General features: G+C 39.8%; 23 protein-coding genes, 8 tRNA genes and 2 rRNA genes. 25 read left to right on the forward strand and 8 right to left on the reverse strand.

Annotated features, from left to right (window positions below):
- The 4 genes from ACFO3P_RS10875 to ACFO3P_RS10890 form a co-directional block, all read left to right on the forward strand.
- A 23S ribosomal RNA gene (locus ACFO3P_RS10875) occupies window positions 1-209 on the forward strand; the annotation flags it as partial.
- A 62-nt stretch (window positions 210-271) separates the two neighbouring features.
- A 5S ribosomal RNA gene (gene rrf, locus ACFO3P_RS10880) occupies window positions 272-387 on the forward strand.
- Window positions 388-414: 27 nt separating this feature from the next.
- Window positions 415-486: transfer RNA gene (locus tag ACFO3P_RS10885), tRNA-Asn, on the forward strand.
- 6 nt (window positions 487-492) lie between these two features.
- A tRNA-Thr gene (locus tag ACFO3P_RS10890) sits at window positions 493-565 on the forward strand.
- Between the two features lie 329 nt (window positions 566-894).
- On the opposite strand, the gene ACFO3P_RS10895 is transcribed toward ACFO3P_RS10890, so the two are convergent.
- Window positions 895-1,806, reverse strand: coding sequence for a glycine betaine ABC transporter substrate-binding protein (locus tag ACFO3P_RS10895; RefSeq protein ID WP_226895222.1), 912 nt, complete (start codon window positions 1,804-1,806; stop codon window positions 895-897).
- Window positions 1,807-2,452: 646 nt separating this feature from the next.
- Window positions 2,453-2,848, reverse strand: coding sequence for a VOC family protein (locus ACFO3P_RS10900; protein WP_193065325.1), 396 nt, complete (start codon window positions 2,846-2,848; stop codon window positions 2,453-2,455).
- Window positions 2,849-3,049: 201 nt separating this feature from the next.
- Between ACFO3P_RS10900 and ACFO3P_RS10905 the strand changes: the two genes are divergently transcribed.
- From ACFO3P_RS10905 to ACFO3P_RS10950, 10 genes are all read left to right on the forward strand, one after another.
- On the forward strand, window positions 3,050-3,286 hold the full coding sequence (locus tag ACFO3P_RS10905; protein WP_193065326.1) for an HPr family phosphocarrier protein: 237 nt from the start codon (window positions 3,050-3,052) through the stop codon (window positions 3,284-3,286).
- Window positions 3,287-3,972: 686 nt separating this feature from the next.
- Entirely contained in the window at window positions 3,973-4,806 is an 834-nt protein-coding gene (locus ACFO3P_RS10910; protein WP_052484943.1) for a sugar phosphate isomerase/epimerase family protein, read from the forward strand.
- Window positions 4,807-4,890: 84 nt separating this feature from the next.
- Window positions 4,891-5,862, forward strand: coding sequence for a tripartite tricarboxylate transporter substrate binding protein (locus tag ACFO3P_RS10915; protein WP_042531013.1), 972 nt, complete (start codon window positions 4,891-4,893; stop codon window positions 5,860-5,862).
- A 61-nt stretch (window positions 5,863-5,923) separates the two neighbouring features.
- A complete protein-coding gene (locus ACFO3P_RS10920; protein WP_052484944.1) occupies window positions 5,924-6,439 on the forward strand; it encodes a tripartite tricarboxylate transporter TctB family protein in 516 nt (171 codons plus the stop codon).
- A gap of 19 nt (window positions 6,440-6,458) precedes the next feature.
- Complete coding sequence (locus tag ACFO3P_RS10925; protein ID WP_289585385.1) at window positions 6,459-7,964, forward strand: tripartite tricarboxylate transporter permease; 1,506 nt, start codon at window positions 6,459-6,461, stop codon at window positions 7,962-7,964.
- Window positions 7,965-8,073: 109 nt separating this feature from the next.
- Window positions 8,074-9,072 (forward strand): PdxA family dehydrogenase, encoded by a 999-nt coding sequence (locus ACFO3P_RS10930; RefSeq protein ID WP_193065327.1) that lies wholly within the window; start codon window positions 8,074-8,076, stop codon window positions 9,070-9,072.
- An 89-nt stretch (window positions 9,073-9,161) separates the two neighbouring features.
- On the forward strand, window positions 9,162-10,151 hold the full coding sequence (locus ACFO3P_RS10935; RefSeq protein WP_193065328.1) for a dihydroxyacetone kinase subunit DhaK: 990 nt from the start codon (window positions 9,162-9,164) through the stop codon (window positions 10,149-10,151).
- A gap of 20 nt (window positions 10,152-10,171) precedes the next feature.
- Entirely contained in the window at window positions 10,172-10,831 is a 660-nt protein-coding gene (gene dhaL / locus ACFO3P_RS10940) for a dihydroxyacetone kinase subunit DhaL (protein ID WP_226895223.1), read from the forward strand.
- A gap of 99 nt (window positions 10,832-10,930) precedes the next feature.
- The gene (gene tkt / locus ACFO3P_RS10945) at window positions 10,931-12,943 is read left to right on the forward strand and encodes a transketolase (protein WP_193065330.1); all 2,013 of its coding nucleotides are present in this window, start codon (window positions 10,931-10,933) and stop codon (window positions 12,941-12,943) included.
- Between the two features lie 303 nt (window positions 12,944-13,246).
- On the forward strand, window positions 13,247-14,026 hold the full coding sequence (locus ACFO3P_RS10950; protein WP_042531025.1) for a DeoR/GlpR family DNA-binding transcription regulator: 780 nt from the start codon (window positions 13,247-13,249) through the stop codon (window positions 14,024-14,026).
- A 100-nt stretch (window positions 14,027-14,126) separates the two neighbouring features.
- Here the strand turns inward: ACFO3P_RS10950 and ACFO3P_RS10955 are convergent, their stop codons facing one another.
- The 3 genes from ACFO3P_RS10955 to ACFO3P_RS10965 all read right to left on the reverse strand — a co-directional run bounded on the left by ACFO3P_RS10955 (window position 14,127) and on the right by ACFO3P_RS10965 (window position 16,260).
- The gene (locus ACFO3P_RS10955; RefSeq protein WP_193065331.1) at window positions 14,127-14,609 is read right to left on the reverse strand and encodes an RpiB/LacA/LacB family sugar-phosphate isomerase; all 483 of its coding nucleotides are present in this window, start codon (window positions 14,607-14,609) and stop codon (window positions 14,127-14,129) included.
- Between the two features lie 260 nt (window positions 14,610-14,869).
- Window positions 14,870-15,643 carry a triose-phosphate isomerase gene (gene tpiA / locus ACFO3P_RS10960; RefSeq protein ID WP_193065332.1) on the reverse strand — a complete coding sequence of 258 codons (774 nt, stop codon included), beginning with the start codon at window positions 15,641-15,643 and terminating at the stop codon, window positions 14,870-14,872.
- A 251-nt stretch (window positions 15,644-15,894) separates the two neighbouring features.
- The gene (locus ACFO3P_RS10965) at window positions 15,895-16,260 is read right to left on the reverse strand and encodes a helix-turn-helix domain-containing protein (protein WP_193065333.1); all 366 of its coding nucleotides are present in this window, start codon (window positions 16,258-16,260) and stop codon (window positions 15,895-15,897) included.
- Window positions 16,261-16,420: 160 nt separating this feature from the next.
- Between ACFO3P_RS10965 and ACFO3P_RS10970 the strand changes: the two genes are divergently transcribed.
- Window positions 16,421-17,014 carry a class D sortase gene (locus tag ACFO3P_RS10970; RefSeq protein WP_193065334.1) on the forward strand — a complete coding sequence of 198 codons (594 nt, stop codon included), beginning with the start codon at window positions 16,421-16,423 and terminating at the stop codon, window positions 17,012-17,014.
- 56 nt (window positions 17,015-17,070) lie between these two features.
- Here ACFO3P_RS10970 and ACFO3P_RS10975 read toward each other — a convergent pair whose 3' ends face one another.
- The 3 genes from ACFO3P_RS10975 to fabI all read right to left on the reverse strand — a co-directional run bounded on the left by ACFO3P_RS10975 (window position 17,071) and on the right by fabI (window position 20,929).
- Entirely contained in the window at window positions 17,071-18,309 is a 1,239-nt protein-coding gene (locus ACFO3P_RS10975) for a metal ABC transporter solute-binding protein, Zn/Mn family (protein ID WP_193065335.1), read from the reverse strand.
- 235 nt (window positions 18,310-18,544) lie between these two features.
- Window positions 18,545-19,969: an aldehyde dehydrogenase family protein gene (locus ACFO3P_RS10980; protein ID WP_289585386.1), complete on the reverse strand. Its 1,425-nt coding sequence runs from the start codon at window positions 19,967-19,969 to the stop codon at window positions 18,545-18,547.
- A gap of 183 nt (window positions 19,970-20,152) precedes the next feature.
- Window positions 20,153-20,929, reverse strand: a complete 777-nt coding sequence (fabI, locus tag ACFO3P_RS10985) for an enoyl-ACP reductase FabI (protein ID WP_042531039.1) — start codon at window positions 20,927-20,929, stop codon at window positions 20,153-20,155.
- A gap of 438 nt (window positions 20,930-21,367) precedes the next feature.
- On the opposite strand from fabI, the gene ACFO3P_RS10990 reads away from it, so the two are divergent.
- From ACFO3P_RS10990 to ACFO3P_RS11035, 10 genes are all read left to right on the forward strand, one after another.
- Window positions 21,368-21,442, forward strand: a tRNA-Glu gene (locus ACFO3P_RS10990).
- Window positions 21,443-21,445: 3 nt separating this feature from the next.
- Window positions 21,446-21,521, forward strand: a tRNA-Val gene (locus ACFO3P_RS10995).
- A gap of 4 nt (window positions 21,522-21,525) precedes the next feature.
- A tRNA-Thr gene (locus ACFO3P_RS11000) sits at window positions 21,526-21,601 on the forward strand.
- A 42-nt stretch (window positions 21,602-21,643) separates the two neighbouring features.
- A tRNA-Tyr gene (locus ACFO3P_RS11005) sits at window positions 21,644-21,728 on the forward strand.
- 9 nt (window positions 21,729-21,737) lie between these two features.
- Window positions 21,738-21,812 (forward strand) — tRNA-Gln (locus tag ACFO3P_RS11010).
- A gap of 95 nt (window positions 21,813-21,907) precedes the next feature.
- Window positions 21,908-21,980: transfer RNA gene (locus ACFO3P_RS11015), tRNA-Lys, on the forward strand.
- Window positions 21,981-22,314: 334 nt separating this feature from the next.
- On the forward strand, window positions 22,315-23,604 hold the full coding sequence (locus ACFO3P_RS11020) for a hydroxymethylglutaryl-CoA reductase, degradative (protein ID WP_193064930.1): 1,290 nt from the start codon (window positions 22,315-22,317) through the stop codon (window positions 23,602-23,604).
- A complete protein-coding gene (mvk, locus tag ACFO3P_RS11025; RefSeq protein WP_042531043.1) occupies window positions 23,601-24,557 on the forward strand; it encodes a mevalonate kinase in 957 nt (318 codons plus the stop codon). The genes ACFO3P_RS11020 and mvk overlap by 4 nt, the downstream gene beginning before the upstream one ends.
- A 96-nt stretch (window positions 24,558-24,653) precedes the next feature.
- On the forward strand, window positions 24,654-25,628 hold the full coding sequence (gene mvaD, locus ACFO3P_RS11030; RefSeq protein ID WP_193064931.1) for a diphosphomevalonate decarboxylase: 975 nt from the start codon (window positions 24,654-24,656) through the stop codon (window positions 25,626-25,628).
- 9 nt (window positions 25,629-25,637) lie between these two features.
- Window positions 25,638-26,753: a phosphomevalonate kinase gene (locus tag ACFO3P_RS11035; protein ID WP_042531047.1), complete on the forward strand. Its 1,116-nt coding sequence runs from the start codon at window positions 25,638-25,640 to the stop codon at window positions 26,751-26,753.
- Window positions 26,754-26,869: the final 116 nt, after the last annotated feature.

A 26,869-nucleotide genomic window follows, 5' to 3' on the forward strand; every position in this document is an offset into this window, starting at 1 on the left:
CAGTTGTTCCGCCAGGAGCATTGCTGGGTAGCTACGTGTGGTAAGGATAAGTGCTGAAAGCATCTAAGCATGAAGCCCCCCTCAAGATGAAACTTCCCATCACTTTAAGTGAGTAAAATCCCTCAGAGACGATGAGGTTGATAGGTCCGAGGTGGAAGCGTGGCGACACGTGCAGCTGGCGGATACTAATCGATTGAGGACTTATCTAAGTTTTTTCATGTCGCGTTACTCTTATTTAGTTTTCAGGGTGCAAATCCCTATATTAAGTAAGTCTGGTAGCGATAGCGAAGAGGTCACACCTGTTCTCATGCCGAACACAGAAGTTAAGTTCTTCAGCGCCGATGGTAGTTGGGGGCTTCCCCCTGCGAGAGTAGGACGCCGCCAGGCTTATTTTTTTACATATTTAATTTATATTCCACAGTAGCTCAGTGGTAGAGCAATCGGCTGTTAACCGATCGGTCGTAGGTTCGAATCCTACCTGTGGAGCCTTTTGCTTCCATAGCTCAGCTGGTAGAGCACCACCATGGTAAGGTGGGGGTCAGCGGTTCGAGTCCGCTTGGAAGCTTAGTGTTAAACGCTTATCCTATAAAGGGTAGGGCGTTTTTTTGTGTTTATAAGGCTCTATACTGAATGTGGTGGTGTCCTCCGTTCCATCGTCAGATGGAAAGAAGGCAAAAAAATACACTCCTTTTCCTCTCTCTGATACCCTTGAGTTGTCGAGACAAAAGGAATGGGAGAGGAAAAGAGTGCATCATCATTTTATCACAGAGTTATTAGGAATAAAAGATTCTCATGTAGATGTGTGGATATCAGACTTAAAAAAGGTTTCCATTCAATAGATATATTTATTGAATGGAAACCTTTTAATTATATAACAATGATTAGAGCTAAGAATTAATCCTTTGGTTCTAAATCCTCAAGTGAATCAATATCCATATAAGCTGGTACTGCCAAACCAGTCTTAGCACCATCTAAGTTTGGTCCCAAATCATCAAAATCGCTTTCGTATTGCTCATATAATTCGGCATGTGTCACGGGCATCCATACAGCTAAGGATGCATCAGCACTTCCAGTAGCGATGGATTCAAACATAATAGCTGGGTCAACTTGTGTCAATGTTACCTGAAACCCTTGTTGTTCTAATGCAATTTTAGCAACATTTGCTGTGAAAATAGCATCATCCCAGGGTAAAAGAGCCAACTCAATGGAAGTGCCATCTACAGAATCTACGCCATCTGTCCACTCTGTAACAATTTCCTGATTAGCATCTGCCCAGTCCTGCGCTACTGTTTCAAAATCCTTTTCTTGAGCTTCTAATAGCGCTTCTTCTACGTCTGGAAGCTCTAACTCGATACGATCAAGAATTGTATAAGCTTCAGGCATTTCATCCTTCAGGCCCTCTCTTGCTATCGTTGTGATTTGTTCTTCATCTCCATGGATTCCCTGTGGATCATCTAAGTATTTTAAATCCCACTGAGCAAACTTATAGTGAGGAGACCAAGCACTGAAAACGATTGGTTCTTCATTTTCAATAGCATCACTTAATTGCGTTAACATTGCTCCTGCGGAAGACAGCTCCTGCTCCCAACCAGCAAGATTATTGTAGGAATCTAAAACTTCTTCATTTTTTAGAGTTTGCCCGGCACCAGGTTCTGTTCCAGTGATTGTATAATCTAGTTCGTCACTAATATTTGCTTCAGCGTGTACGTCCCCATCATTGGAATTGCAGCCTGCAACAATGAGTGATAAAGATAAACCAGTAATTATACCGAGACTTTTCCAAGTGAATTTCTTAAATTTCATCATATGTAAAAATACCCTCCAATTTTATGTACTGCTTTTCTAATAACGTTACCAATTACTTTATAATACACAGAGTTTGTTATGAGCCGGCAGAATCAATGCTATACTTATTAGGTTTTTAATTCAAACGCTAAAAATAGTTGTTTCTGCATAAATAAGTTGTTAAAAGCGGATTAAACATAGGTTTCTGTAAAAGAGCAGCCTTTTACTGCGTCTATCTCTGTATTACATGTTGCTTTCGAATTTTAGTTAGAAGTTTATGTATTGGAAGTATAGGGTGGTAGGAATTTAGCAAATAATTTTCAAGAGTACAGTCTTAGCTTGGAGCACTTAGATCATAAGAAATGAAGTGGTTAAAAAACATATAATATTAGAAAGGATTAAATTTAAGATAGTTAATAATTGAATTGAAAGAGCTTAAAAAGTAGAAATAAAAGCATTATGTACCTAATGTGTCTTCTTCTCTCAGGCTAGCATCCGATAGAGGAAAAGAGTAAATAAAACATGTGTAATCCATTTTAAATTCTCTACGCTTTTCAAATTTGAAAAATGCCCATTATATAAAAAAGCAAATCCACTGACAACAGGATTTGCTTTTTTATATAGACATTAACTATACTACATCCGTTGTACAGCAAATAGCTAGATATTAAGGCGCAACCAGCTCTACTTTTATTCTGTCTGGATCTTCAAAATAAACGGCATAATGGTTGTCTCCGCCCGCAAATGGATGTTGCTCAGCATAAAGAATAGTTAGCCCTCTTTGCTGGATCTTTTTCGTCATGTCATCTACAAATTTCCGGGAGTCTGCATGGAAAGCTAAGTGATTTAAGCCAACTCGGCATCGATGATAGGGGATATCCAGAAATCTTTCTTCCGCTTGTACAAAAACAAGATATGTTTCACCTAGTTTCCAGCTTTGTCCGCCTTCCCATTTTTGAAAAGGTGTATATCCTAATTCGCCTAAAAACCAGTCCCAAAAATGGATTGTTCTATTTAAATCAGAAACATAAATTTCAATATGATGAATTAGACCATGGGTCAAAGGAACGCCTCCCTGAAAGCAGTAATTACCTAGACTTTTCCTGATTATTTTCTATTCAGATAGATATAATAGATTTGAAAAAAGTTTACAAAGTGCGGGATGAATGAGAAAATAAAAAGTATATATCTTGATAGAATAAATGCATTATAATCTATTATAGAAGAGATAGATGACAAAGAAAAGTATTGGAGGAGGAGTTCGATGATTGAGCGTTATGTTAAATTAGATAAAATCAATGACGTTAAAGATTTTGTGGAAAGGGTATCAAGGTTTGAATACAAGGCAGAGGTTATTTCTGACACATATATATTAAGTGCAAAATCAATTATGGGGATATTCAGCCTGGATTTGACAGAACCTTTAAAATTAAGAATTCATGCAGACAGCTGCGATGATCTATTAGAAAGTATTTCACCTTATCTTGTTGATAAAGAATAATCTAATAAGGGGTATTCAGTTACGAAACTACATAAACTGACACCCCTTATTTTTATGCGCGTAAGTAATAGATTTCTTCATGAGACAATGAAACCCTCAGAATGTTTTCCTCGGTGAGTGTTTAAAATTCTTCAACTATTGTTCTGATTTATCTTCAATGATGTAATTATTTCGAAGTAGCTTTTTCCAACATATCTTAATTCCACTTATGAATTTCTCCCCTTTTGATTATTTTCAATTGTTTTCGTTTAACATAATGTTTTATAGATTAACAAACTGTAATTCTTTTAGAGTTGAAAACAATATTTAATGATTTATATTAAAAACCTGATTACTTCATAATTTCTGACACATACTGTAACTAACAAAAATAGCTTCAATAAGTATACTCGAGCATTACTAATAAGTTAAATAAGGTAGTAAGAGTTAAGCAATTTAACTTAATAAAAAAGACATATCAAAATGAAATAGGCCTTTTCTCTGTATTAATTGGAAAAATAAAAGTGATAGAAATAATATTATAAACATAATCAACAACGAAAAAAAATATTAACTAAATTTATCACAAAAAAACAAAAATATTATTGACAAATCGAAAATAAATGATAATATTAATCTAAGGATTTTGAAACCGATTTCAAGTCACTTTTAAAGTTTTATCCTTTATACAAATAGGGAGGTTACAAATGAGTATTAAATTTGGTTGTCATACATCAACTTGGGAACTAGATTACGATAAAGAGACAGACTATTTAGACAATGTAATGAACACAGTGAAGGATGCAGGATTTAAAGGGGTAGACGTACAGGTTGCGATGTTAGGAAGATATCAAAATAATCCTGAAAAACTAAAAAGAGCATTAGATGAAAGAGGTATATATTTAGCAGCTTTAACAGTACCTTTTACTTGGGAAAATGATGAAGAAACAGAAAAAGAAAAGGAACGTGCGGACTATTATATTGATTATCTGATAAATTTTCCTGGAGCAGTTATGAATCTCCCGTCTCGTGTCGGTCCTAATAGAGATAATTTATTAAAGCGTCAAAAGCAGATTATCGCTTGTGCAAATGCCGTAGGAAAAAGAGCATATGAAAAAGGAGTACAAGCTTCTTTTCATCCTGCTTCACCAAAAACGTCTTATTTCAGAACAAAGCAAGACTATGATGTTTTGTTTGAACTGCTAGATAAAACATATATGAGTTATACTCCTGATGCTGGTCATATAAAAGCTGGAGGAATGCGCCCAGAAGAAATTATTAAAGAGAATCTTTCTATTATCAAACATGTACATTTTAAAGATTGTTCTAATAATTTTGAGTGGAAGGAAATGGGCACTGGAGATATTGATTTCCCTTATATCGTACAGACTTTAAAAGATAGCGGTTACCAGGGATGGATAATGATTGAAGAGGAAACAGAAGAGGCTGCGGAAGACCCGAATCAGGTGATTTTAAATGTTGGGAAATATGTTGAGGAAAAATTGAGACCGATTACAGATGGTGTTAACCAGGATAACTAATTTCCGTTTTACAGTAATATTTTTAGGTTTTTAATTTAACGCTAGTTGATTTTCAATATTTATAAAGGATGAGGGAGGATTATTATGAAGTTTAAAATAGGTCTTGTTTTATTATCCGTGATGATGTTATTGGCAGGATGTGGGGGAAACAGTGAAGAGGGTAATGCGGCAAATAATTATCCGGAAAGAAACATTGAAGTTTTAGTAGGGCATGGTGCAGGAGGAGGAACAGACTTATTTGCACGTGCTGTGACTTCGGAGTTAGAAGATATTTTAGGAGTAAATATTAATGTTGTTAATCAAGAAGGAGGAGCTGGGGTTGTTGCGGCTCAGAATGCTTATAATGCTCCATCAGACGGATATACTTTAGTGGGGGATGCTGCTTTCCCGCTTACAGTAGCTGCGGGTACGAATCAGCATGGGTTAGATGATTTTACCCCAATTGCCCGTTTTCAAAGTGATACATATGCGCTTTGGGTAGACCCTGATAAATATAGCAGCATTGAAGATTTTATCCAAGCTGCAGAGGACAACCCAGGTGAAATTACTGTAGGTGGAACAGGTTCTATGGGGATGGATGAATTTACAGTATTTCTTCTAGGACAAGAAGCAGAAGTAGATTTGAGTTTTATAGCGATGGAAGGTGCAGGTGATATGCACGCTGGAGTTATTGGAGGACATTTAGATGCAATGGTTGAAGAATTCGGTCCGGCAAAAGCGCTTTATGATGATGGTTCAGTTGAACCTCTTGTAGTTTTTTCAGAAGAGAGATTAGATGAATTTCCAGATTTACCCACAACGGTTGAGAATGGTTGGGACTTAACAGATGGGAATGAGCGTGGTTTTTATATAAAAAGCGATGCTGACCCTGAAATTATTAGTGTATTAGAAGAGGCTATGAAAGAAGTCTATGATTCTGAAGAATATAAAGCGTATGAAGAGGAAAATTATCTGCACTTACGTGAAGGATGGATGGATTCAGAAGAGTTTACACAGCGGACAGAGGAGTTAATTGAACGATATACAGAAGTTGCTGATGAATTGCAAGGAAATTAATTGAGAAAGGGAGGGAAGAACCCTCCTTTCTTAAGCATTACGATATAAAGGTGGGACGAAAATGAATCAAGCAAAAAAAGACTATATTTTCTATAGTATTGTCATGATCTTTGCTATTTTTTTTCTTGCTTCTACTCCTCAAATCCAGAGTACAAATCAATCTTTTATTATTGGACCAGCGACATGGCCATATATTCTTCTGATTTTAATGATTTTTTTGGGACTGTACGGGATTGTTAGCACATTAATTAAAGCAAAGGTAATGAAGTCAGAGGAATTAATAGCTAAAGAAGAAGCAGCACCAGTAAAGAAAATATTTCATTTGTCCATTCCGGTTGTTTCTTTATTGGTAGTAATTATTTATGTATTATTGCTGAATGTAATTGGTTTTATTTTCTCTACCGTTTTGTTCTTATATGGCATTACGCTTTTACTTGGTACAAAAAAACAATTAACGGCTATTTTATTTTCAATTATAACAATGGTAGTTTTTGTTATTCTGTTTTCTGTTTTATTACAAATCCCATTACCAAGGGGTATAGGTGTTTTTAGAGAACTCAGCCTGTTTTTTTACTAAGTTGTAAGGGGGCAACACAATGTTGGATTATTTAATATCGGGACTATTAAATGTAGTCACTGACCCAATAAACCTAATTATGCTAATTGCTGCAATATTTATTGGATATTTGGGCGGAGCTATTCCGGGGGTTAGTGGAACAATGCTGGTGGTAATAATGGTTCCGGTTACTTATTCATTTGAACCAGATTCGGCTTTTATTTTACTTACTGGGATATATGCAATAACTGCATTTTCAGGTGCTATTAGTGCTATTTTACTTAGAACACCAGGAACTCCAGAAGCGGTAGTAACCACGTTTGACGGCTATCCTATGGCGCAGAAAGGGCAGCCTGGAAGAGCTCTGGGGATAGCAATTTTCTGCTCCGTTGTAGGAGGAGTTATTGGTACACTCTGTTTGATACTAATTTCCCCAGCGTTGGCGAACGTAGCCCTCTCTTTTTCAGCTCCAGAGTATTTTGCTTTAGCAGTAATGGGATTGACGGTAGTAGCTTCGCTTAGTGGAAAGGCTTTGGCAAAAGGGTTGATAGGAGTATTAATCGGGTTAATGATTAGTACAATAGGTATGGATCCGTTGACAGGAACATTGCGTTATACTTTTGGATCTTCAGCTTTATTATCAGGAATTGATTTGATTCCGGTAATTATTGGACTTTTTGCTTTATCGGAATTCCTTAAAAAAACGACAGAGAGCCATGCTGTGCAAGAGGTAATATCAAATGTTAAAACAAAGTTATTTGAAATAGAAATATTTAAAAAAATAAAAGGTACAATGGCCAGATCTACTATTATTGGTATATTTGTCGGCATTTTACCGGGGATAGGTGCAACTACCGCCTCTATGCTTAGTTACAGTGAAACGGTAAGGTGGTCTAAAGAAAAAGAAAAAGATTCTTATGGTAAAGGTAATCCAAAGGGGATTGCTGCATCGGAAACAGCAAATAATGCTGCAGCAATGGGGACGCTTGTTCCGTTATTATCATTGGGGATTCCGGGCGGCGCAACTGCAGCAGTTTTATTAGGTGCTTTTGTTCTTCATGGAATGCAGCCGGGCCCGACACTATTCAGTACGGAGCCAGAATTGATGTATACCATATTTGCAGCATTGCTGATTGCGAATTTAGTTATGCTGATTGTATCAAAACCATTTATAAAAATATTTCAAAAAATAGTTAATGTTCCTTATTCTATTTTAGGTCCGCTTATTGTTGTGTTTTGTGTTATTGGTACTTACACAGTCCGGAATAGTTATGTTGATATTTTGATTATGGTTGTGTTTGGGATTATTGGTTTTATCCTTGAAAAATACCGTTTTCCTTTGGCGACAATTATTCTGGGTGTCGTGTTAGGTCCGTTAACGGAAAGTCAATTTAGAAGAGCTGTTGAGATGTCTAGCGGAGACTTTTCTATTTTCTTCACAAGACCTATTAGCTTAACTTTATTGATTATTTCAGCATTAATGTTGTTTTTCCCATTAATTAGCGGATTATTTAAAAAGAGAAAAAATCAAGAGCAAGAGGGCTAACCTAATAGATAAAGAAAATTAATGATTTATATTTGCTCTCATTAAAATGAAAGGCAAGAGAAATATCATCATCAAAGAATGTGAAATTATTTATTGAGGAGGAGTTTAAATGAGTAAACCACGAGTTGGGTTATTATATGGAGATGCGGCAGGGGTAGGACCGGAAATTGTTGCGAGAGCAATGATAAAGGAAGAAATTTTAGAACAAGCAACATGGGTTTTAATAGGAGACGAAAGAATCTTTCAAAGAGGTGCTGAGGTAGCGGGTAATGAAATGAAGTATCAAAAGGTAGATACAATAGACGATGTTGATCCTGCGAAGGGCAGCTTATGGCTTATTGATGTAAAATCTACTGATCCTAATGATGTCGAATATGGTACTTTATCTGCTGCTTCAGGAAAAGCTGCAGGAGACAATTTAGTATATGCGCTTAATTTGGCAAAAGAAGGAAAGTTGGACGGTTTAACTTATGGTTCTATGAATAAAAGTGCCCTGTATCAGGGAGGGTATGAATTTAAGGATGATATTCATTTAGTAGCTTCTGTATTTGAATTAGAATCAGGATTTAGTGAAGTGAATGTAATGAATGATGTATGGTTTACGCGTGTGACATCTCATGTTCCTTTAAAAGAAGTCGCAGAAAATATTACTAAAGAAAGTGTACTAGAAAGTATCTATTTTGCTAATGAGATTGTTTCTAAAGCGGGTATTAAACCCAAAATAGCAATTGCTGGACTGAATCCACATGCAGGAGATAATGGATTATTAGGTGATGAAGAAAATGATATTATCATCCCGGCAATTGAAGAAGCGAAAAAGAATGGTGTGGATGCTCATGGACCATTCCCGGCAGATACAATGTTCCTTAGGTTAGAAAAAGAATCATTTAACACCCTGCTCGCAATGTACCATGACCAAGCTCAAATAGGAATGAAAACATTAGGATTTAGCAAAGGAATTACGATTAGTGGAGGACTGCCAATTGTAATTACAACTCCAGCTCATGGGACAGCATTTGATATTGCAGGTAAGGGAATCGCGGATTCGAACGCACTGGAAGAATCATTAAAATTGTGTGTGAAATTAATCAATAACGGATATAAGTAAAACGATTATAACTTGTAGAGTTCTCTCCTTTAAAGAGAAAGGAGAGAACTCTACAGAACAATACATAAATAACCGAGGAGGTTCCTCTCATGAAAAAAGTCATTAACAATCCAGGTGATGTAGTTGAAGAAATGCTAGAAGGAATTATGCGCGCACATCATGGTAGCTTCCAAAAAATAGATGGAGTAAATGGAATCGTTAAAAAAGAATTAAAAGATAAAGTAGCTGTTGTTACTGGTGGCGGTAGCGGTCATGAACCTCTTTTCTTTGGTGTAGTTGGGGATGGGTTGGCTGACGGAGTTGCGATTGGAAACGTTTTTGCTGCTCCTACGCCGAATACGGTTCAAGAGGTAGCAAAAACAGTGGACTCTGGCAAAGGGGTTTTATTTATATACGGGAACTATGCAGGGGATGTTCTTAACTTTGATATGGCAGCAGAGCTCCTTGAATTTGAAGATGTGCAGACGACCACTGTTAAAGTGACGGACGATGTGGTTTCTGCACCGTTAGAAAGAAAAGAAGATCGCCGTGGAATTGCGGGAGATATTTTCGTTATTAAAGTGGCAGGAGCAGCTGCTGAGAAAGGTCTTTCTTTAGAAGAAGTAACAGCGGTATCACAAAAAGCGAATGAATATACTTACTCTATTGGGGTAGCATTATCGCCTGGAACCATTCCTGATTCTGGGGAACCTACGTTTACATTAGCTGATGATGAAATAGAGTTAGGGATGGGTATTCACGGGGAGCCGGGGATGGAACGGACCAAACTAATGCCGGCTGATGAACTGACCAATCAATTAATGGAAAAGTTATTAGATGAAAGTCAATTGACATCGGGTGATGAAGTGAGTGTTTTAATCAATGGCCTTGGTTCAACAACATTAATGGAATTATTTATTGTTAATCGCAAAGTAGCGCAAATTCTCGATGAAAAAGGAATTGGCATTCATGATATCGATGTAAATAATTATTGTACAACCCAGGAAATGGGTGGATTTTCGATTTCTTTACTGAAATTGGATGATGAATTAAAAGCATATTATGATGCCCCGGCAAATGCACCATACTACAAGAAATAATGGAGTTGGAGGGATTTACAATGACGGCAACGGACGTAAAAAAATTGGATGCTGCGCAAACAAAAGCAATGATTCTCTATGCAGGAGAAAAAATAAGAGAAAATAAGCCATTGTTAACCAAAGTCGATAGCGCGATTGGTGATGGCGACCATGGAATTGGTATGTCAGTAGGCTTTGAAAAAGTGGAAGAAAATCTAAAAGATCAAGAATTTACAACGATTAATGATATTTTTAAAAAGACGGGTATGTCCATGGTGCAATCTATGGGAGGAGCTTCTGGCGTTATTTTCGGCACGATGTTTCTTGGCGGTGTAAAAGATCTGGATTCTAAAAGTGAATTAGATGTACCTGTACTTTCGGAAATTTTTAGTGCATCCTTAGATGCGATTAAGCAGCGGGGTAAAGCCAGTTTAGGAGATAAAACAATGATTGACGCTCTGGAGCCGGCTGTTAATGGGTTGAAAGAGAGTGTAACTGACTCTGCAACACTATTAGAAGCTTTGAAAAAAGCAGAAGAAAATGCTGCTGATGGAGTAGAGAATTCTAAGAATTATATTGCGAAATTTGGAAGAGCAAAATCTTTAGGGGAAAGAGCGCTTGGTAATCAAGATGCTGGTGCTACAAGTGTATGGATCATCTTTAAATCCATGAGAGAATGGGTAGAGCAATTAAATAAATAGATACGAGGTTAATATAGAGGCATTTCTAAGGAGTGCCTCTATATTATTGAGGCGATTAAAAACAGCAGCTTATATAAAGTAAGGAGAAGGTGATTTAAAATGACAAGTACTACAAACGTATCAACAGAACAATTATCTATTAATACAATTCGAACATTATCCATTGATGCCATTGAAAAAGCAAATTCAGGACATCCCGGTCTGCCGATGGGGGCAGCACCAATGGCTTACACGCTATGGACGGAATTTATGAGGCATCATCCGAAAAGTTCAAAATGGTTTAACCGTGACCGTTTTGTCCTTTCGGCTGGTCATGGTTCGATGCTTTTGTACAGTTTGCTGCATTTATCAGGCTATGACGTATCATTAAATGATATTAAAAATTTTCGTCAATATGGATCTAAAACTCCAGGGCATCCGGAAGTGCATCATACGGATGGGGTAGAAACCACAACTGGCCCGCTCGGACAAGGAATTGCGACAGCTGTTGGAATGGCGATAGCGGAAACGCACCTGGCTGCTACTTATAATAAGGAAGGTTTTAATGTAGTCGATCATCATACCTTTGCACTTGTGGGTGACGGAGATTTAATGGAAGGAATTTCTCATGAAACTGCCTCCTTAGCCGGTCATCTTGGTTTAGGGAAATTAGTTGTCTTGTATGATTCAAATGATATTTCACTAGATGGTGATTTAGATAGATCTTTTTCAGAGAATGTGCAGGAGCGTTTTCAAAGCTATGGCTGGGAAGTCATTCGGGTGGAAGATGGAAATGATGTCGATGCTTTGAGAAAAGCAATGAAAGCAGCGAAACAAAATACGGAACAGCCGACACTAATTGAAGTGAAAACGGTAATTGGGTATGGGTCGCCCAATAAATCAGGATCTTCTTCTTCGCATGGAGCGCCTCTTGGTGAAGAGGAAGCGAAACTTACGAAACAAAACTATAACTGGGAATATGGTGCTTTTCACGTCCCCGTTGAAGTATATGACGATTTTAAAAATAAAGTTGCAGAAAAAGGTGCCAAGGCAGAAAGTGATTGGAATGAACTGGTAGAAGCTTATGCTGATAAGTATCCAGAAGAGGGGAAACAATTGCAATCAGTGTTGAAAGGAGAATTACCGGCTAATTGGGATAAAAATCTCCCGGTCTATGAAGCTGGTTCTTCTCTGGCAACGCGAGCCTCGTCTGGAGAAGTGCTAAATGCCATCGCGAAGAATGTACCTAATTTCATCGGTGGCAGTGCGGATTTGGCGGGATCTAATAAAACAACGATAAAGGATGTATCTGATTTTTCAAAGGCTGATTACGCCGGGAAAAATATTTGGTTTGGAGTGCGTGAATTTGCAATGGCGGCAGCGCTTAATGGAATGGCCCTTCATGGCGGATTAAACGTATTTGGCGGCACCTTCTTTGTATTCAGTGATTATTTACGTCCGGCAGTAAGATTGTCTTCTTTAATGAAATTGCCAGTCACCTATGTTTGGACACATGATTCTATTGCGGTCGGGGAAGACGGACCGACTCATGAACCAGTGGAGCATCTAGCTTCTTTCCGTGCAATGCCTGGTTTGTCTCTTATCAGACCTGCGGATGGAAATGAAACGCAGGCAGCATGGAGACTTGCTGTGGAATCAACGGATCAGCCCACAGCTATTGTATTATCGAGGCAGAATCTGCCGACTTTACCAGGAACAAAGGAAAGTGCTTATGAAGGCGTGAAGAAAGGTGCTTATGTGGTGAGTGATTCTTCTCAAGGTGAGCCTGATGCTATTCTTTTGGCAACCGGTTCTGAAGTTCAGCTGGCTGTCGAGGCTCAAAAAGTATTGCGGGAGAAAAATATAGATGCTTCTGTCGTAAGTATGCCATCTTGGGATCGTTTTGAAGCACAAACGGCATCGTATAAAGAGAGTGTTTTGTTGCCTAACGTGAAGAAGCGGGTTGCTATTGAAATGGCCTCTTCATTTGGCTGGGACCGTTATCTTGGGAATGATGGAGTAATGATTGGTATAGATACGTTTGGGGCTTCTGGGAATGGAAATAAGTTAACCGAAGAATATGGATTCTGTGTTGATAATATTGTGGCGCAAGTGGAGCGTTTATTTGTTTAGAATCCGCAGAGATTTAATTTTTTGGTGAACCCAATTTTGGTTCTGCCAAACTCATAATATCCTCATCTATTAAGAATCGGGAGCAAACCGAATCCGATAGATGGAGGATATTTCATTTCCTTTGTTTCTGCTAAGGGAGCATGGATACATAACTTTTAATAAAAAAATTCATTATTTAAAGTAAAATTATCAATCGCTTTCATTTATTATTTTATTCATTCATTTTATGGTATAATACACCATAGACAACTATGGACTAATCAGGAATAGGAATAGATACTTTTTTTGCGAGGATGACGGATGATGAAAATGTTTGTTACGGAAAGAAGAAACAAGATAATGGAACTCTTGCATGATAAGCAGCGGCTGACCGTGAAAGAATTGTCGGAGCAAATCGGTGTGTCTGAAGCAACCTTGCGTACAGATTTAAACAAAATGGAGAAAAACGGTCTTTTAACTCGTACACATGGCGGGGCAATGTTAAATCAACAGAGCGAGGTTGATTATGATACCAGTTTTTCTGTGCGTGAAAAACAAAACCGTAAAGAAAAATCATTGATTGCTAAGGAAGCTTTTCAGTTCATTGAAGAAAAGCAATGTATCTTGCTCGATGCCAGTTCGACAGCACTTGAGTTAGCACGTTATCTTAATGAACAAATGATCCGGCTGACAGTAGTAACGAGCGGGATTCAAACAGCGCTGGAGTTAAAGGATAACCCGAATATTACGGTTATTTTAATTGGCGGTGTGGTGACGAAGGGTTCTACGACAATGGAAGGCACATTAGGGGTGGAGTTATTAAACAAGCTTAATATTGATATTCTTTTTACTTCTGCCAATGGGTTTTCTGTAGAAAATGGAATGACCGATTTTAATTTGTATGAGGTTGAATTAAAACAACATATGGTGAAGAAAGCGCAGAAAATTGTGGCTGTTATTGATCATTCTAAAATTGGGGTGACTTCTAGTGCGCCATTTGCAAGTACAGATCAGATAGATGTACTTATTACCAATGATTCCATCGATTCGGATACAGAGCGGATTCTTGTGAATCATAATATTCAAGTGATTTCGGCGCTGTAAAGCGAGTAATTTTTTGTTTATATATATATACTTTAAGGAAAAGCACTGTACAAGAATTTTCTTGCGTACAGTGCTTTTCCTTATGATAATATCGAAAACATTAACAAGAACTTTTTGCTGCATCTTTGAAGTTCTGATCAAGAAATTGGCTTTCTCTGTCAGTGATTTGATCTACTTTGCGTTGAGATCCGCCGGACCATGCTACATTCAGATAGGCTTCCACTACTTTTTTAGCGGACTCTGGTCCGATGACTTGGGCTCCCATTGCGATGATTTGGGCGTTATTACTTAATTGAGCGCGTTCTGCAGAGTACGTGTCATGCGCTGTCGCTGCGCGGATTCCCGGGTATTTATTAGCTGCAATTGCAACGCCGAGACCAGTTCCGCAAATAAGCACACCGCGTTCTATTTTCTTCTCGCTGATGGCTTCTGCTACATTGAAGGAAACCCCAGGATAGTCCACAGCATCGCCGGAATGTGCTCCGAAGTCCACCACTTCATGATCGGTTGATTCTTCAATAAATTTCTTTAACGTTTCTTTTAATTCATATCCGTTATGGTCTGCACCAATACCAATTTTCATTCTGCAAACTCCTCTCGTATATTTAATCTACTTTCATTATATACTTCTAATTTTCTTTTATCAACTTTTATTTTCGTTTTTAATCAATTTGATAAAAAATGAAAATAAAATTGCGTACTTTATGGAAGCATTTTTTTCGACTGTGTACAATTCTACAGAAAAAGATTCTTTTGATTCAAAGTATATATTTTAGATATACGAGAGGACGTTGAAGGTTTCAATCATTTTTTATATCAATTATTATTTTATTTCATTTGCTTTTATTTTATTTTTACTTGTTTCACTGTATGAAGAATTTGTTTGTAATTTGCAGGGTCATGTCCGAATCGGCCGATGAAAACCCCGTCTACATCGTCATGGGCGGTAATTTCATAGACATTGTCTTTGCTCACCGAGCCGCCGTAAATGATACGGATGGCTTCCGCTGTTTCTGCATAATATGCTTCTTTAACAATTTCGCGGATCAGTTCATGTGTCTGATGCACATATGCTGCATCGGCTGCTTCTGTCTTTCCGATTGCCCAGACTGGCTCATAAGCTAAGATGGTCCTTCCAATATGTTTTACGTCGACTTCACCAAAGGAAGTAAGGATTTGTTCCTTCAACACCTGTTTACGTTCCAATTTATTCTCTAAGTATTCCTCTTCACCAATGCATAGAACGGGGGTCAGTCCTTTTTCCAGCGTAAGTTTTGTTTTCAAATGAATCATATCCAGTGTTTCGTGGAAAATACGTTGTCTTTCTGCATGGCCAATTTCCACATAGGTTGCGCCTATGTCGATAATAGATTCAATTGAAACCTCTCCGGTATAAGCGCCATTTTCATAGGGTGAAATATTTTGTGCGCCAAAGGCAATTTCAGACCCTTTTAAGGCTTGTGCTGCTGGGTAGAGGACACCTAAAGATGGGAAGGCGAATTTTTCTACTTCGTTTTCGTTTTTGGCCACTTCTGCTAAGGCTTTTACTAATTCCGTTGCTTTGTCGATTGTGTTAACATATGTTTTATAGCTGATTCCAACGACTGGTTTTCTCATATTATTATCCTCGCTTTCTGCTTTTTGAGTGCGTTTCCATTTATGATTGTATTTTTCCCTCTATCGTATAGGTATTTCATTGTACCTTTTACAAAGAAACTGTACATTCGCCGGAGGGCAGGCGAATTCGGGTTTTGGCAATACATCACCCCTTTCAGGTAGAAGTTTAAAAGAATGGCTGTTCAACAGCTTGGGTGCATTTTAAATCATCGTGCCAACGTCATGGGGCAAATCAGATAGAAACAGGATTCTCAATCCTTTCTTCTGCTTTTTTTAAATAGCATATAATCATACACATCCTGCATTTCCTCGGGAGTGAGAGCTGCCATATCACGGAGCATCGCTTCGGCATCGGGACTTATCTTTTGAATGTGCTGGACCAATTCATTCTCGTGGTCAGCTGCACTAGAAGGAGCTTCTTCTGCTCTGCCTAATAAATAGTCTGCAGTAACCTTCAATGTATCGGCAATAGCGGTTAATTCTTCTCCTTTAATTGGGCGTTCGCCAGATTCGATCCGATTCATGACACTGACGTTCATATTTACTTGTTTAGCCAGCTCTTTTTGTGTCCAATTTCGTTGCGACCGTAATTGAATGATTCGTTGACCGGTATTCATTGCGCACCTCTTTATTTCTATTTTAGAAATTAATTATAACATATGAAAACGGTGAAAAATAACTTCTGGCGAGGTTTGGATAGAAAAGCGAAAGTATAGTATAATTGTTATAGATTCAGTGTTGGAGATACATATTTTGGTTGATGAAGGAGCGGCTTCAATGAAACGGATAGGAATCCTTTTTATAATAGCAGGTGTCATTTGTATTGGTGTTTTTGGCTATCAAATTATAGGACACGAACAATCGCAAAAGCAGTCTTTGATTCAGGCGGAGGAAAGAATCAAACAAGGCGCCAATGAGCAGGGTGAAGCAGGCGGGGAGGATACAGAAAAATCAATAGAAGCGTTCGATGCGGACCAGGACGAAGCATTTGCTACATTAGAGATACCTAAATTGGGAAAAACGTTGCCTATTGTGGAGGGGACAGACCCAGATTCATTGCAAAAAGGAGTCGGACACTTATCCAATTCCGTTTTTCCTGGGCAGGGGGAGCAAATCCTCTTATCCGGGCATCGGGATACGGTTTTTCGTGATTTTGGTGAATTGGAGATAGGGGATACATTTGTGGTGCAGATGCCTTATGGTGAGTATACGTATGAAATAAGAGAAACGGAAATTGTGCCTGAGGATGACACTTCTGTCATCGGTGAGATGGGGGAAGAGGTATTAGTTGTCACTACCTGTTATCCATTCCACTTTGTGGGCAGTGCGCCGGATCGTTTTGTTGCCTATGCTTATCCGGTTTCTGAATAATAGAACAAAAAAGGAGCTTTCAACCTGATAAATCATATCTGGCTGAAAGCTTCTTTTTAATCATTTAGTACGGTTTTTAACGTTTCAATATTTTTTTCCATTAGACTGAAGTAATCTTCGCCGTTTTCTATATCCTCTTCGGTAATAGTCTCCATATTGCTCAGTACAGCACTGTCAGCGCCAATTTCGTCTTGGATAATTTCACTAATTCTGCTGCTGATATTTCGTTCAAAGACAACATACTTTAAATCATATTCGCGGGCAGTATCCACTATTTCCACCAAAGCAGACTGAGAAGGCTCCTGCGAAGAGGAGAGTCCATGGATGCTGATTTGTTCTAAGCCGTATCGATCTTCCCAATAGCCATATGCTGCATGGGAGACAATCATTTGCGGATGGTCTGCGTTCTCAATCGTTTGTGCTAATTCCTGATCCACCTGTTCCAATTGTCCTTCTAATTCCTCTAAGTTCTCCGTGAAATATGCTTCATGTTCTGGCATTTTTTCGATAAGAAGATCGGTAATATTTTCAGCTAATTGAATGCTGATGACAGGGTCAAGGAAAACATGCGGATCACCCACACCGCTTTCGCCGTCATGATTATCGATCAATAATTCAACGACGCCTGATTCGGCAATTACTTCTCCATCTGCATCTTCAAGCTCCAGTTTTACTTCTAACGTATCGTTGATTTGTGTTTCAAAGGAAGCATCGTCCGCTTCTTCATCCAATTCCCATTCCTCTGAACCCTCTGTGCGGAAATACCAGTTCCATCCCGCGATGTCTTCATCGACATTTGCTTCTGCTTCTATGGAAGCTGTATCGCCGCTGTGGTAATGGTCATTGATGCCGTCAATGATAATGTCGCCGTTGTCCTCTGCTTCTTCCTCGTTGTAATGTTCTTCTTCATTCTCATGAGCGTGCTCCGCTTCTCCGCGAAGAGGGATATCTTCACCGATGGCAGAAACCTCTACATTTTCTCCTTCTAAAATATCCCCCGCTTTGGAAGCAAAAGGCTCCATGCCGACACCGGAATAAATAAATAAATCCTTCTTAGCTAAATCGACCATCTCACGTGAGCTTGGTTCGTATGTGTGTGCATCCGCATTTGGCGGGTAGATGCTTTCTACATCGACATAATCGCCGCCGATTTTGGAAATAAAATCTTCTAATGCGAAAATAGTAGTAGAAATTTCAAGCTGTTCCTGATCTCCATCCTGACTGTCCTCTGCGGATTGACAGCCTGCAAGGAAAAGAAGGAATAAACCGAAAAAGAGAATGACCCGTTTTTTCATTGAATTGAACCTCCATTAATTTATATAGTGCGTTTGAATTTCTTATAAAAAAGAAAAATAAGTAATCCTTACTATTATGGTTTGCTTCGTAAAAAACAAACAATGAACCTGTAATTCTTATTATTCGTAATCGTTACGATTTAAAATTTACAGGTTTTTAGAGGGGTTGTCAAGGAGTTTTTTACAAAAAAATTGTCAGCAGCTCATTTGCTGCTGACAATGGATGTGGTATTTATTAAGGTAAGCCGACAATCGTTTTTGGTTCTAAGAATTCTTCGATGCCGTAATCTCCCCATTCGCGTCCAATACCAGACTGGTCGAAACCGCCAAATGGAGCGGTAAAGTCAGCTTGTTCATTATTGACTACAATTCTGCCGGAGCGAAGGCTTTTTGCTGTTTTGGTCAGCGCCTCCGGATCATTACCGACAACATAGCCTGCTAACCCATAAATTGTACCATTGGCAATTTCAATTGCTTCATCTAAATCGTTATAGGTGATAACGGAAAGTACAGGACCGAAAATCTCTTCCTGGGCAATCGTATCTTCAGGTTTTACATTAGTAAATACAGTCAGTTTAGAATAATATCCGGTTTCCAAGCCTTCTGGTTTACCTGTTCCGCCGGTAACTAGAGTTGCGTTACTGTCGATTCCTTTTTGGATATAGTCTTGAACGGTTTTCCATTGATCCTCCGATACCTGTGGTCCGGTGAAAGTAGACTTGTCTTTTGGATCGCCGACAGGATATTCGGAAATATGGTTTTTAATCGCTTGGATAAAATCATCATGCATGGATTCTGGGACCAATGCTCGCGTTCCTGCTGTACATACTTGACCTGTATTGCCAGCGATATGGGAAATAGCTGTTTTTGCAGCATAATCCACATCTGCATCATCCAATACGACAATTGGCGATTTGCCGCCAAGCTCTAAGGAAACCTTTTTAATATCTTGAGCGGCGTTTTCCATAATTTTCGTACCTACGCCGCCGGATCCTGTAAAGGATACAAAGTCGATATCTGGATGAGAGCTGATGCCGTTACCGATGGTAGAGCCTGTTCCGTTTACCAGATTGAATACGCCTTTTGGAACACCGGCAGCTTCGAACACTTCTTTTAATAAGACAGCCGCGAAAGGTGTTTCTGTTGATGGTTTTAATACGACGGTGCTGCCCGCTGCAAACGCACTAGCCAGCTTTGTAGACGCCTGATTTGTCGGGAAATTCCAAGGCGTGATTAAACCAGCGACGCCAATCGCATCCTTTTGGATAAAGGAGTTTTCCCGGTTTTCAGTAAAGTCAAAATCACGTACCAGTTTTGCCGCTGTCCGGAAATGATTTAATCCCATCTGATATTGTACGTTGGTTGTAAATGTTACTGGAGAGCCAAGCTCTGCCATGATAACTTCAATAAATTGATCTTTTCGTTTTTCATATTCATCTGCGATTCGGTCTAATAAATCAGCACGTTCTTCTTTGGTTGTTTGTGAAAACGCCGGGAAAGCATCCCGTGCAGCTTGAACTGCTTTATCAAGATCCTCTTTGGTACCAGAGCTGATTTCACCAATTTTTTCTTCGGTTGCAGGGTTGATTACATCAATTGTTTCGTTTCCAGTGGAATCAACCCACTGACCGTTAATATAATGCTGTATATAGTTATACATTTTCTCCACCCCTTTGCTTGTTTTTCAATAAAGAATATTCAATAATACGTTATCAGCCTTTTTGAATATCCATTACTACTTGTTCCCGCAATAAAAAGTGATTAAACGTAGTAGAGAACATGGATTTAGCCAATAAAAAAACTGTCTCTTCTTAAATAATGAAGAGAGACAGTTTTTGAGAGATTAGCCGCCAATAATATTGAATCCGGCATCTACATGCAATACTTCGCCGGTGATTCCACGTGCCAGTTCGCTAAGAAGGAATAATGTTGCATCTCCAACTTCGTCTTGATCGATGTTGCGGCGCAGCGGAGCTTTTTCTTCCACAACTTGAGATTTTTCGTTGAAATTAGCTACTCCTTTTGCAGAGAGTGTACGGATTGGGCCGGCTGACACAGCGTTCACACGAATGCCATCTTTGCCCACATCTTCAGCTAGGTAGCGGACGCTTGCTTCCAGAGAAGCTTTAGCAACACCCATCACGTTATAGCCAGGAACGACTTGTTCTGCTCCGATGTAAGTTTGTGTCACGATCGAACCGCCTTCAGTCATCAGTTCCTTCGCAGCATTTGTTATGGTTACTAAGGAATAAGCGCTGATTTCTTGAGCAAGCAGGAAACCATCGCGGGAAGTAGTGACAAATTCACCCTGCAGGTCTTCCCGTTTAGCAAAGGCAACAGAGTGAACCAAGCCGTGAATCACGCCGATTTTTTCTTTTATTTCATGAAAGGCTCCCTGAATACTTTCATCGGATTCAACATCGCAAGAGATGATTGCTTTTGGTTCAATTTCATGCTTCTCTAAAAGTTTTACTAATTTTTTGTAGGATCTTTCCTGTCTATTGGTGAAAATAAGGTTCGCTCCGGCATTATGTAGAGATTTTGTAATACCCCAAGCAATACTTCTTTCGTTAGCGACGCCCATTACAACAATGTTTTTACCTTCTAATAATTTTGTCATACGTATCCTCCATTCAACATTTAACTTAGCATCTATTATAACGGATTAGTACCAGGTGATAAAGTTATAAACTGTTTTTCTTTTCTATAAGAAGTATGTGTGATAAGTAAAAAAGCAGTTCAGTTGGACCGCTTTGCCGATTCAGAACCCAGGTAATCGCAGTCGGGAAAATATACGGTACTTTCCTGCCGGAGAATTCTTGTTGTCAAAAAAGATACTCACGCTGGTTTTATATTTATAGAAGAAAAGAGAGGAAATAAGAAATGAGAAGCCTTGGAAATAGTGTCATAACGGGTTTGGTGGAGTGATTTATCGACTTTTGAAAAATAAAATAAAGTTTTTTTCATTTTTCCCTTTACAAACGGTTGGTTCCTCGATATAATAAAATTCGTCAGTTTGCGAGAGAAGCTTTCAAAAAGCCTCTCAGAAACGCATTATGGCCCGTTGGTCAAGCGGTTAAGACACCGCCCTTTCACGGCGGTAACACGGGTTCGAATCCCGTACGGGTCACCAAATGGAGGATTAGCTCAGCTGGGAGAGCACCTGCCTTACAAGCAGGGGGTCGCAGGTTCGAGCCCTGCATCCTCCACCATCACGCCGGCCTAGCTCAACTGGTAGAGCAACTGACTTGTAATCAGTAGGTTGGGGGTTCAAGTCCTCTGGCCGGCACCATTTTTTCATGTATATAATTGATAATATGGTTAACAATAATATGGAGGGGTAGCGAAGTGGCTAAACGCGGCGGACTGTAAATCCGCTCCCTCAGGGTTCGGCAGTTCGAATCTGCCCCCCTCCACCATGTTTTTGTTGGGCCATAGCCAAGCGGTAAGGCATCGGGTTTTGATCCCGTGTACCCCAGGTTCGAATCCTGGTGGCCCAGCCATTTTTATTTTTTAGAAGAAATACATGATAATACTATTACTGATAATAGTATTTTTTTATGGACAGGGCTATATATAATAACCTGTCTTATCATAGGAGCCATTAGCTCAGTCGGTAGAGCATCTGACTTTTAATCAGAGGGTCGAAGGTTCGAATCCTTCATGGCTCACTACAAGCATGACAAGTATAAAACACAGAAAAACGGGATAATCTTATCTCGTTTTTTTCTTTATCAGCATAAAAATCTCATATTATTTGAACAACAGTTCAACGTTAGTAAAGAGCCTGCCATAGTCTGAGCAGTCCAGCGTTTTTGGTATATGTTAGAAGCTGGAAATACCAATGCATTACGGTAATGCTGCAAACATAGTTTCAGTCACGAAATAAGTATCTTCTGAATGAAAAAACGATAGAATTCGTGTTATAATCAAAATAGTTTATTTTAGTACATTGTAATAAAAAAGCATATTTCAGATATGATAAATAAAAAGGATGAGCTAGGCATGACCTCTTCAAGAATACCAGGTTTTTATAATATGACGGTAGAAGAAAGGCGGGCATTATTACGTGAGGCCTTTACTTTAACAGATGCAGAAACGCAAAATTTGTCTAACGCCGATGCGCTTACGGTAGGAAAAGCAGATAATATGATTGAAAACGTCATTGGCACCTATCAATTACCATTCGGATTGGGATTAAACTTTTTAATAAACGGGAAAGAATATGTAGTACCGATGGCTATTGAAGAAGCTTCTGTTGTTGCTTCTGCCAGTCATATTGCGAAGATAGTCAGAGAGGCTGGCGGTTTTCGGACAGAATCAAAAGAAAGACTGATGATTGGGCAGATTCAAGTGGTTGGATGTCCGGATTTTCAAGAAGCAAAGCAGCAAATCCTTCGTCAAAAAGATATATTAATGAAAGCTGCCGATGATGCCTATCCAAGCATTGTCAGCCGCGGAGGCGGTGTGAGAGACTTAGATGTACGGGTTTTGAATGAGAACGATGCATCGTCTTATAGCAAAATGCTGGTCATGCATATCTATGTAGACACCTGTGACGCCATGGGAGCGAATATGATTAATACCATGGTGGAATCGATTGCGCCAATCGTGGAAGAAATAACCAAAGGAAAAGTGCATTTGCGTATTTTATCGAACTATGCCGATCGCAGCCTGGCTACAGCAAAATGTGTAATACCTCCGCATCTGCTAAAAACAGGTTCGTTTGCTGGAGAAGAGGTCAGAGATGGTGTCATCCATGCGTATGAATTTGCTGCCTCTGACCCGTATCGTGCAGTAACGCATAATAAAGGGATTATGAACGGCATTGACCCTGTTGTGATTGCGACAGGAAATGATTGGCGGGCAGTAGAGGCGGGGGCACATGCTTATGCTGCCAGAAATGGTCATTATGGCTCCATGACTACGTGGTCAAAGGATGAAGAAGGTAATCTCGTTGGTGAAATTGAGTTGCCAATGTCGATAGGAACTGTCGGGGGAGCGACTCGCGTGCACCCATTAGCTGATTTTTCTTTATCCGTTATGCAAATTGAATCAGCAGAAGAGCTTGCGCAGGTAATTGTAGCAGTTGGTCTTGCTCAAAATCTTGGAGCGCTCAAAGCGTTGGCGACCGATGGGATTCAAAAAGGGCATATGGCGCTTCATTCACGTTCTGTTGCGATAGCTGGCGGAGCAACTGGGGAGATGATTGATGTGATAGCAAAACAATTAGTAGAACAACAAGAAATCCGTGTGGGAAAAGCTAAAGAATTGGTGGAACAGTATAAACAATGAGTGCAGAAAAAGTAACAGCATCGGAAAAAACAGCTATTGGCGTAGCTCATAGTAAGGTCATTTTAATTGGAGAGCATTCGGTTGTACACGGGCAGCCGGCAATTGCTATTCCATTTCCTTTAATTGGCGTAGAGACGGTAATTGAGTATGTTCCTGGAGCGGTGAAAATGGACAGTACCTTTTATCATGGCCCATTGCGGCATGCCCCGAAAGAGCTGGAAGGAATTGTGGAATGTGTCTCTAGTTCTTGTGAATATCTTGGGATTCCTTATAAGGATTTGTTAATACGGATTAATTCCTCGGTACCGCCAGGAAAGGGTCTTGGTTCAAGTGCATCTGTCGCTATTTCTATTATTCGCTCTTTATTCCATTATTGCGATAAGGAATGCTCGACAGAAGATTTGCTGCAATTAGCGAATGTGGCAGAAACCTATGCGCATGGAGCACCAAGCGGGCTGGATACCTTAACGATCACTTCCGATAAACCAGTGTGGTATAAAAAAGGAAGTCCTGTTGAGCACATTGAATTAGGAGAAGACCTGCATTTTATTGTTGCAGACTCCGGCAGATTTGGGGATACACGTACATCAGTTGAATCGGTAGCAAGTCTGTTAAAAGCAGCTCCGCAGCGTATCCATTCCAAAATAGAACGGATCGGGGCGTTAACGCATCATGCAAAAGATGCATTGGAAAAAGCTAGTAAACAGTTTTTAGGTCAACTGTTAAATGAAGCACAAAAAGAACTGGAAGCATTAGGAGTCAGTGATGCCGGTTTAAATAAATTGATTCGCTTTGCCCGGGAAGAAGGGGCTTTAGGTGCGAAATTGACAGGCGGAGGAAATGGCGGTTGTATCATTGCGCTTGCGCAAAATGAAGTTCATTCAAAGCAGCTGGCAGAGAAATTACGCCGTTTTGGTGCAGCAGCAGTCTGGCCGTTTGTTTTGAAGAAATAAAGCGATGCCTCATTCGGCGGGGCTTTTCCCCGGCTGAATGAAGCCGCATGAAAAGAATGATTTGACAGGGATTGTAGAAAAGGAGATTCAAATAATATGAAGGCAACAGCAAGAGCGCATACGAATATTGCTTTAATCAAGTATTGGGGGAAGCGGAATGAATCATTGATTCTTCCTGCCAACAGTAACCTTTCCGTGACATTAGATGGTTTTTCTACAGAGACAACCGTTCATTTTCAGGAAGGGTTAAAAAAAGATTCCTTTCATTTGAATGAACAGAATGTAGAAGGAGATGCGCTTGGAAAGGTAGCGATATTTTTAGATAAGGTGCGTGCTCTTTCTGGAAAGGAAATCTATGCACAGGTTCAATCTGTGAATCATGTTCCTACTGCTGCCGGATTTGCTTCTTCTGCATCTGGTCTTGCAGCATTAGCTGCAGCAAGCTCCAAAGCAATCGGACTTTCTCTAAATGATACGGAATTATCGAAGCTGGCTCGTCAAGGCTCTGGTTCTGCTTCCCGTTCGATTTTCGGCGGTTTTGTTGAATGGCAGATGGGGAAACGGGAAGATGGATCCGATTCGTTTGCCGTGCAAATTGCTGACAAGTCACACTGGGATATTCGCATTGCTGCTGTGGTTTTGTCAAAAACAGAGAAAAAGGTCTCAAGCAGGGAGGGGATGCGCCGTACCGTAGAAACCTCTCCTTTTTATGCAGGCTGGCTGGAGCAGACAGCAAAGGATCTGCAAGAAATAAAACAAGCCATTAAAGTGAAGGATTTTGAGAAGATGGGAAGCGTTGCAGAAGCGAACTGCATGCGCATGCATGCTACAACTTTGGGAGCGAATCCTCCGTTTACATACTGGCAGGATACCACGATGCGAGTGATGCAGACGGTACAAACCTTAAGAGAACAAGGGATTCCTGCCTTTTTTACGATTGATGCCGGCCCGAATGTAAAAGTTTTATATTTACCAGAAAACGAAGCTAAGGTGAAAAAACGCCTGCAGGCAACAGAAGGCGTGGAGGATATTATAATCAGCAAACCCGGAAGCGGAATAAGCTATAGATAGGAGGATAATATGGTGGCAAAATCAATCACGGTCAAAGTACCAGGGAAATTAATGATTGCGGGAGAATTTGCCGTATTAGAGCCTTATCAGAATCTGGCAGTGATGGCTGTGAACCGTTTTGTCTATGCGACGGTAGCGGAAGCGGATAGCCACCAGCTGACTCTTTCGGACTTTTCTCTTCATAAGGTTCCATGGTCTTGGCGAGAGACAGACATACATATTGATTCAGACGATCCCAGGCTGTCTTTTGTTAAGAATGCACTCCGGATTACATATCGTTATTTAGAAGAACAAGGACTGCCAGTTCTTCCGATGCATGTTTCTACACGCAGTGAGCTGGATGATGCCTCTGGCGTGAAATATGGATTGGGCTCCAGTGCAGCGATTGTTACTTCTATCGTAGCGGGAGTATTACGTTTTCAGGCTCCGCAATTGGCTGAAAAAGATACCATTTTCCGTCTGGCTGCGATATCGCATGTGATTACGCAAGGAAACGGATCGGGAGCAGATATCGCTGCATCCACTTATGGCGGGCTGCTTCAATTCTCTTCTTTTCAGGCAGATTGGCTTCTCGAAGCGTACCAGGAAGCGGGGTCTGTCACAGAAGTCGTAGAGAAGGATTGGAAATATTATAAAACGAAGCCGATTACGCTGCCAGAAAATGTTTACTTTTGTGTAGGCTGGACAGGCAGTGCTGCATCTACGAAAGATTTAGTGAACCAGGTGCGCTTATTGAAAATAAACAATGCGAAAGCTTATACTTCATTTCTGAAAGACAGTGAACATGCCGTATCTCAGTTTTTAACTGGCTCAAAAGACAATGATATCAATCAATTATTTGCTGGGATAACAGCTAACCGAAAAGCGTTGAATCAAGTTGGGAAAGCAGCAGATACAAATATTGAGACACCCGATTTAACCGTCTTATGTAACTTGGCAGAGGATTTGGGTGGCGCAGGAAAGCCTTCTGGCGCTGGAGGCGGAGATTGCGGGATTGCTTTTATGCCTTCGCAGGAAGCTGCGGAACAACTAGCGCATGCGTGGGAAGAAGCAGGAATCAAAGCTTTGACGTTATCTCCTTCTACCGGCGGAGAGACGGTGATGGAAGAGAATCATTCTGTTTAAGAAATATTAGAAAAGATAAAGGAGAGCCGTTTTGCAATTCGATGCATTGTAAATCGGTTCTTTTATTTTTGCATTTAAATCAAAGGAATTCTGATACCATCTTCAAATATTTTCAA

This window comes from Oceanobacillus aidingensis, from assembly GCF_042654105.1.
Taxonomy (GTDB): Bacteria; Bacillota; Bacilli; order Bacillales; family Amphibacillaceae; genus Oceanobacillus; species Oceanobacillus oncorhynchi.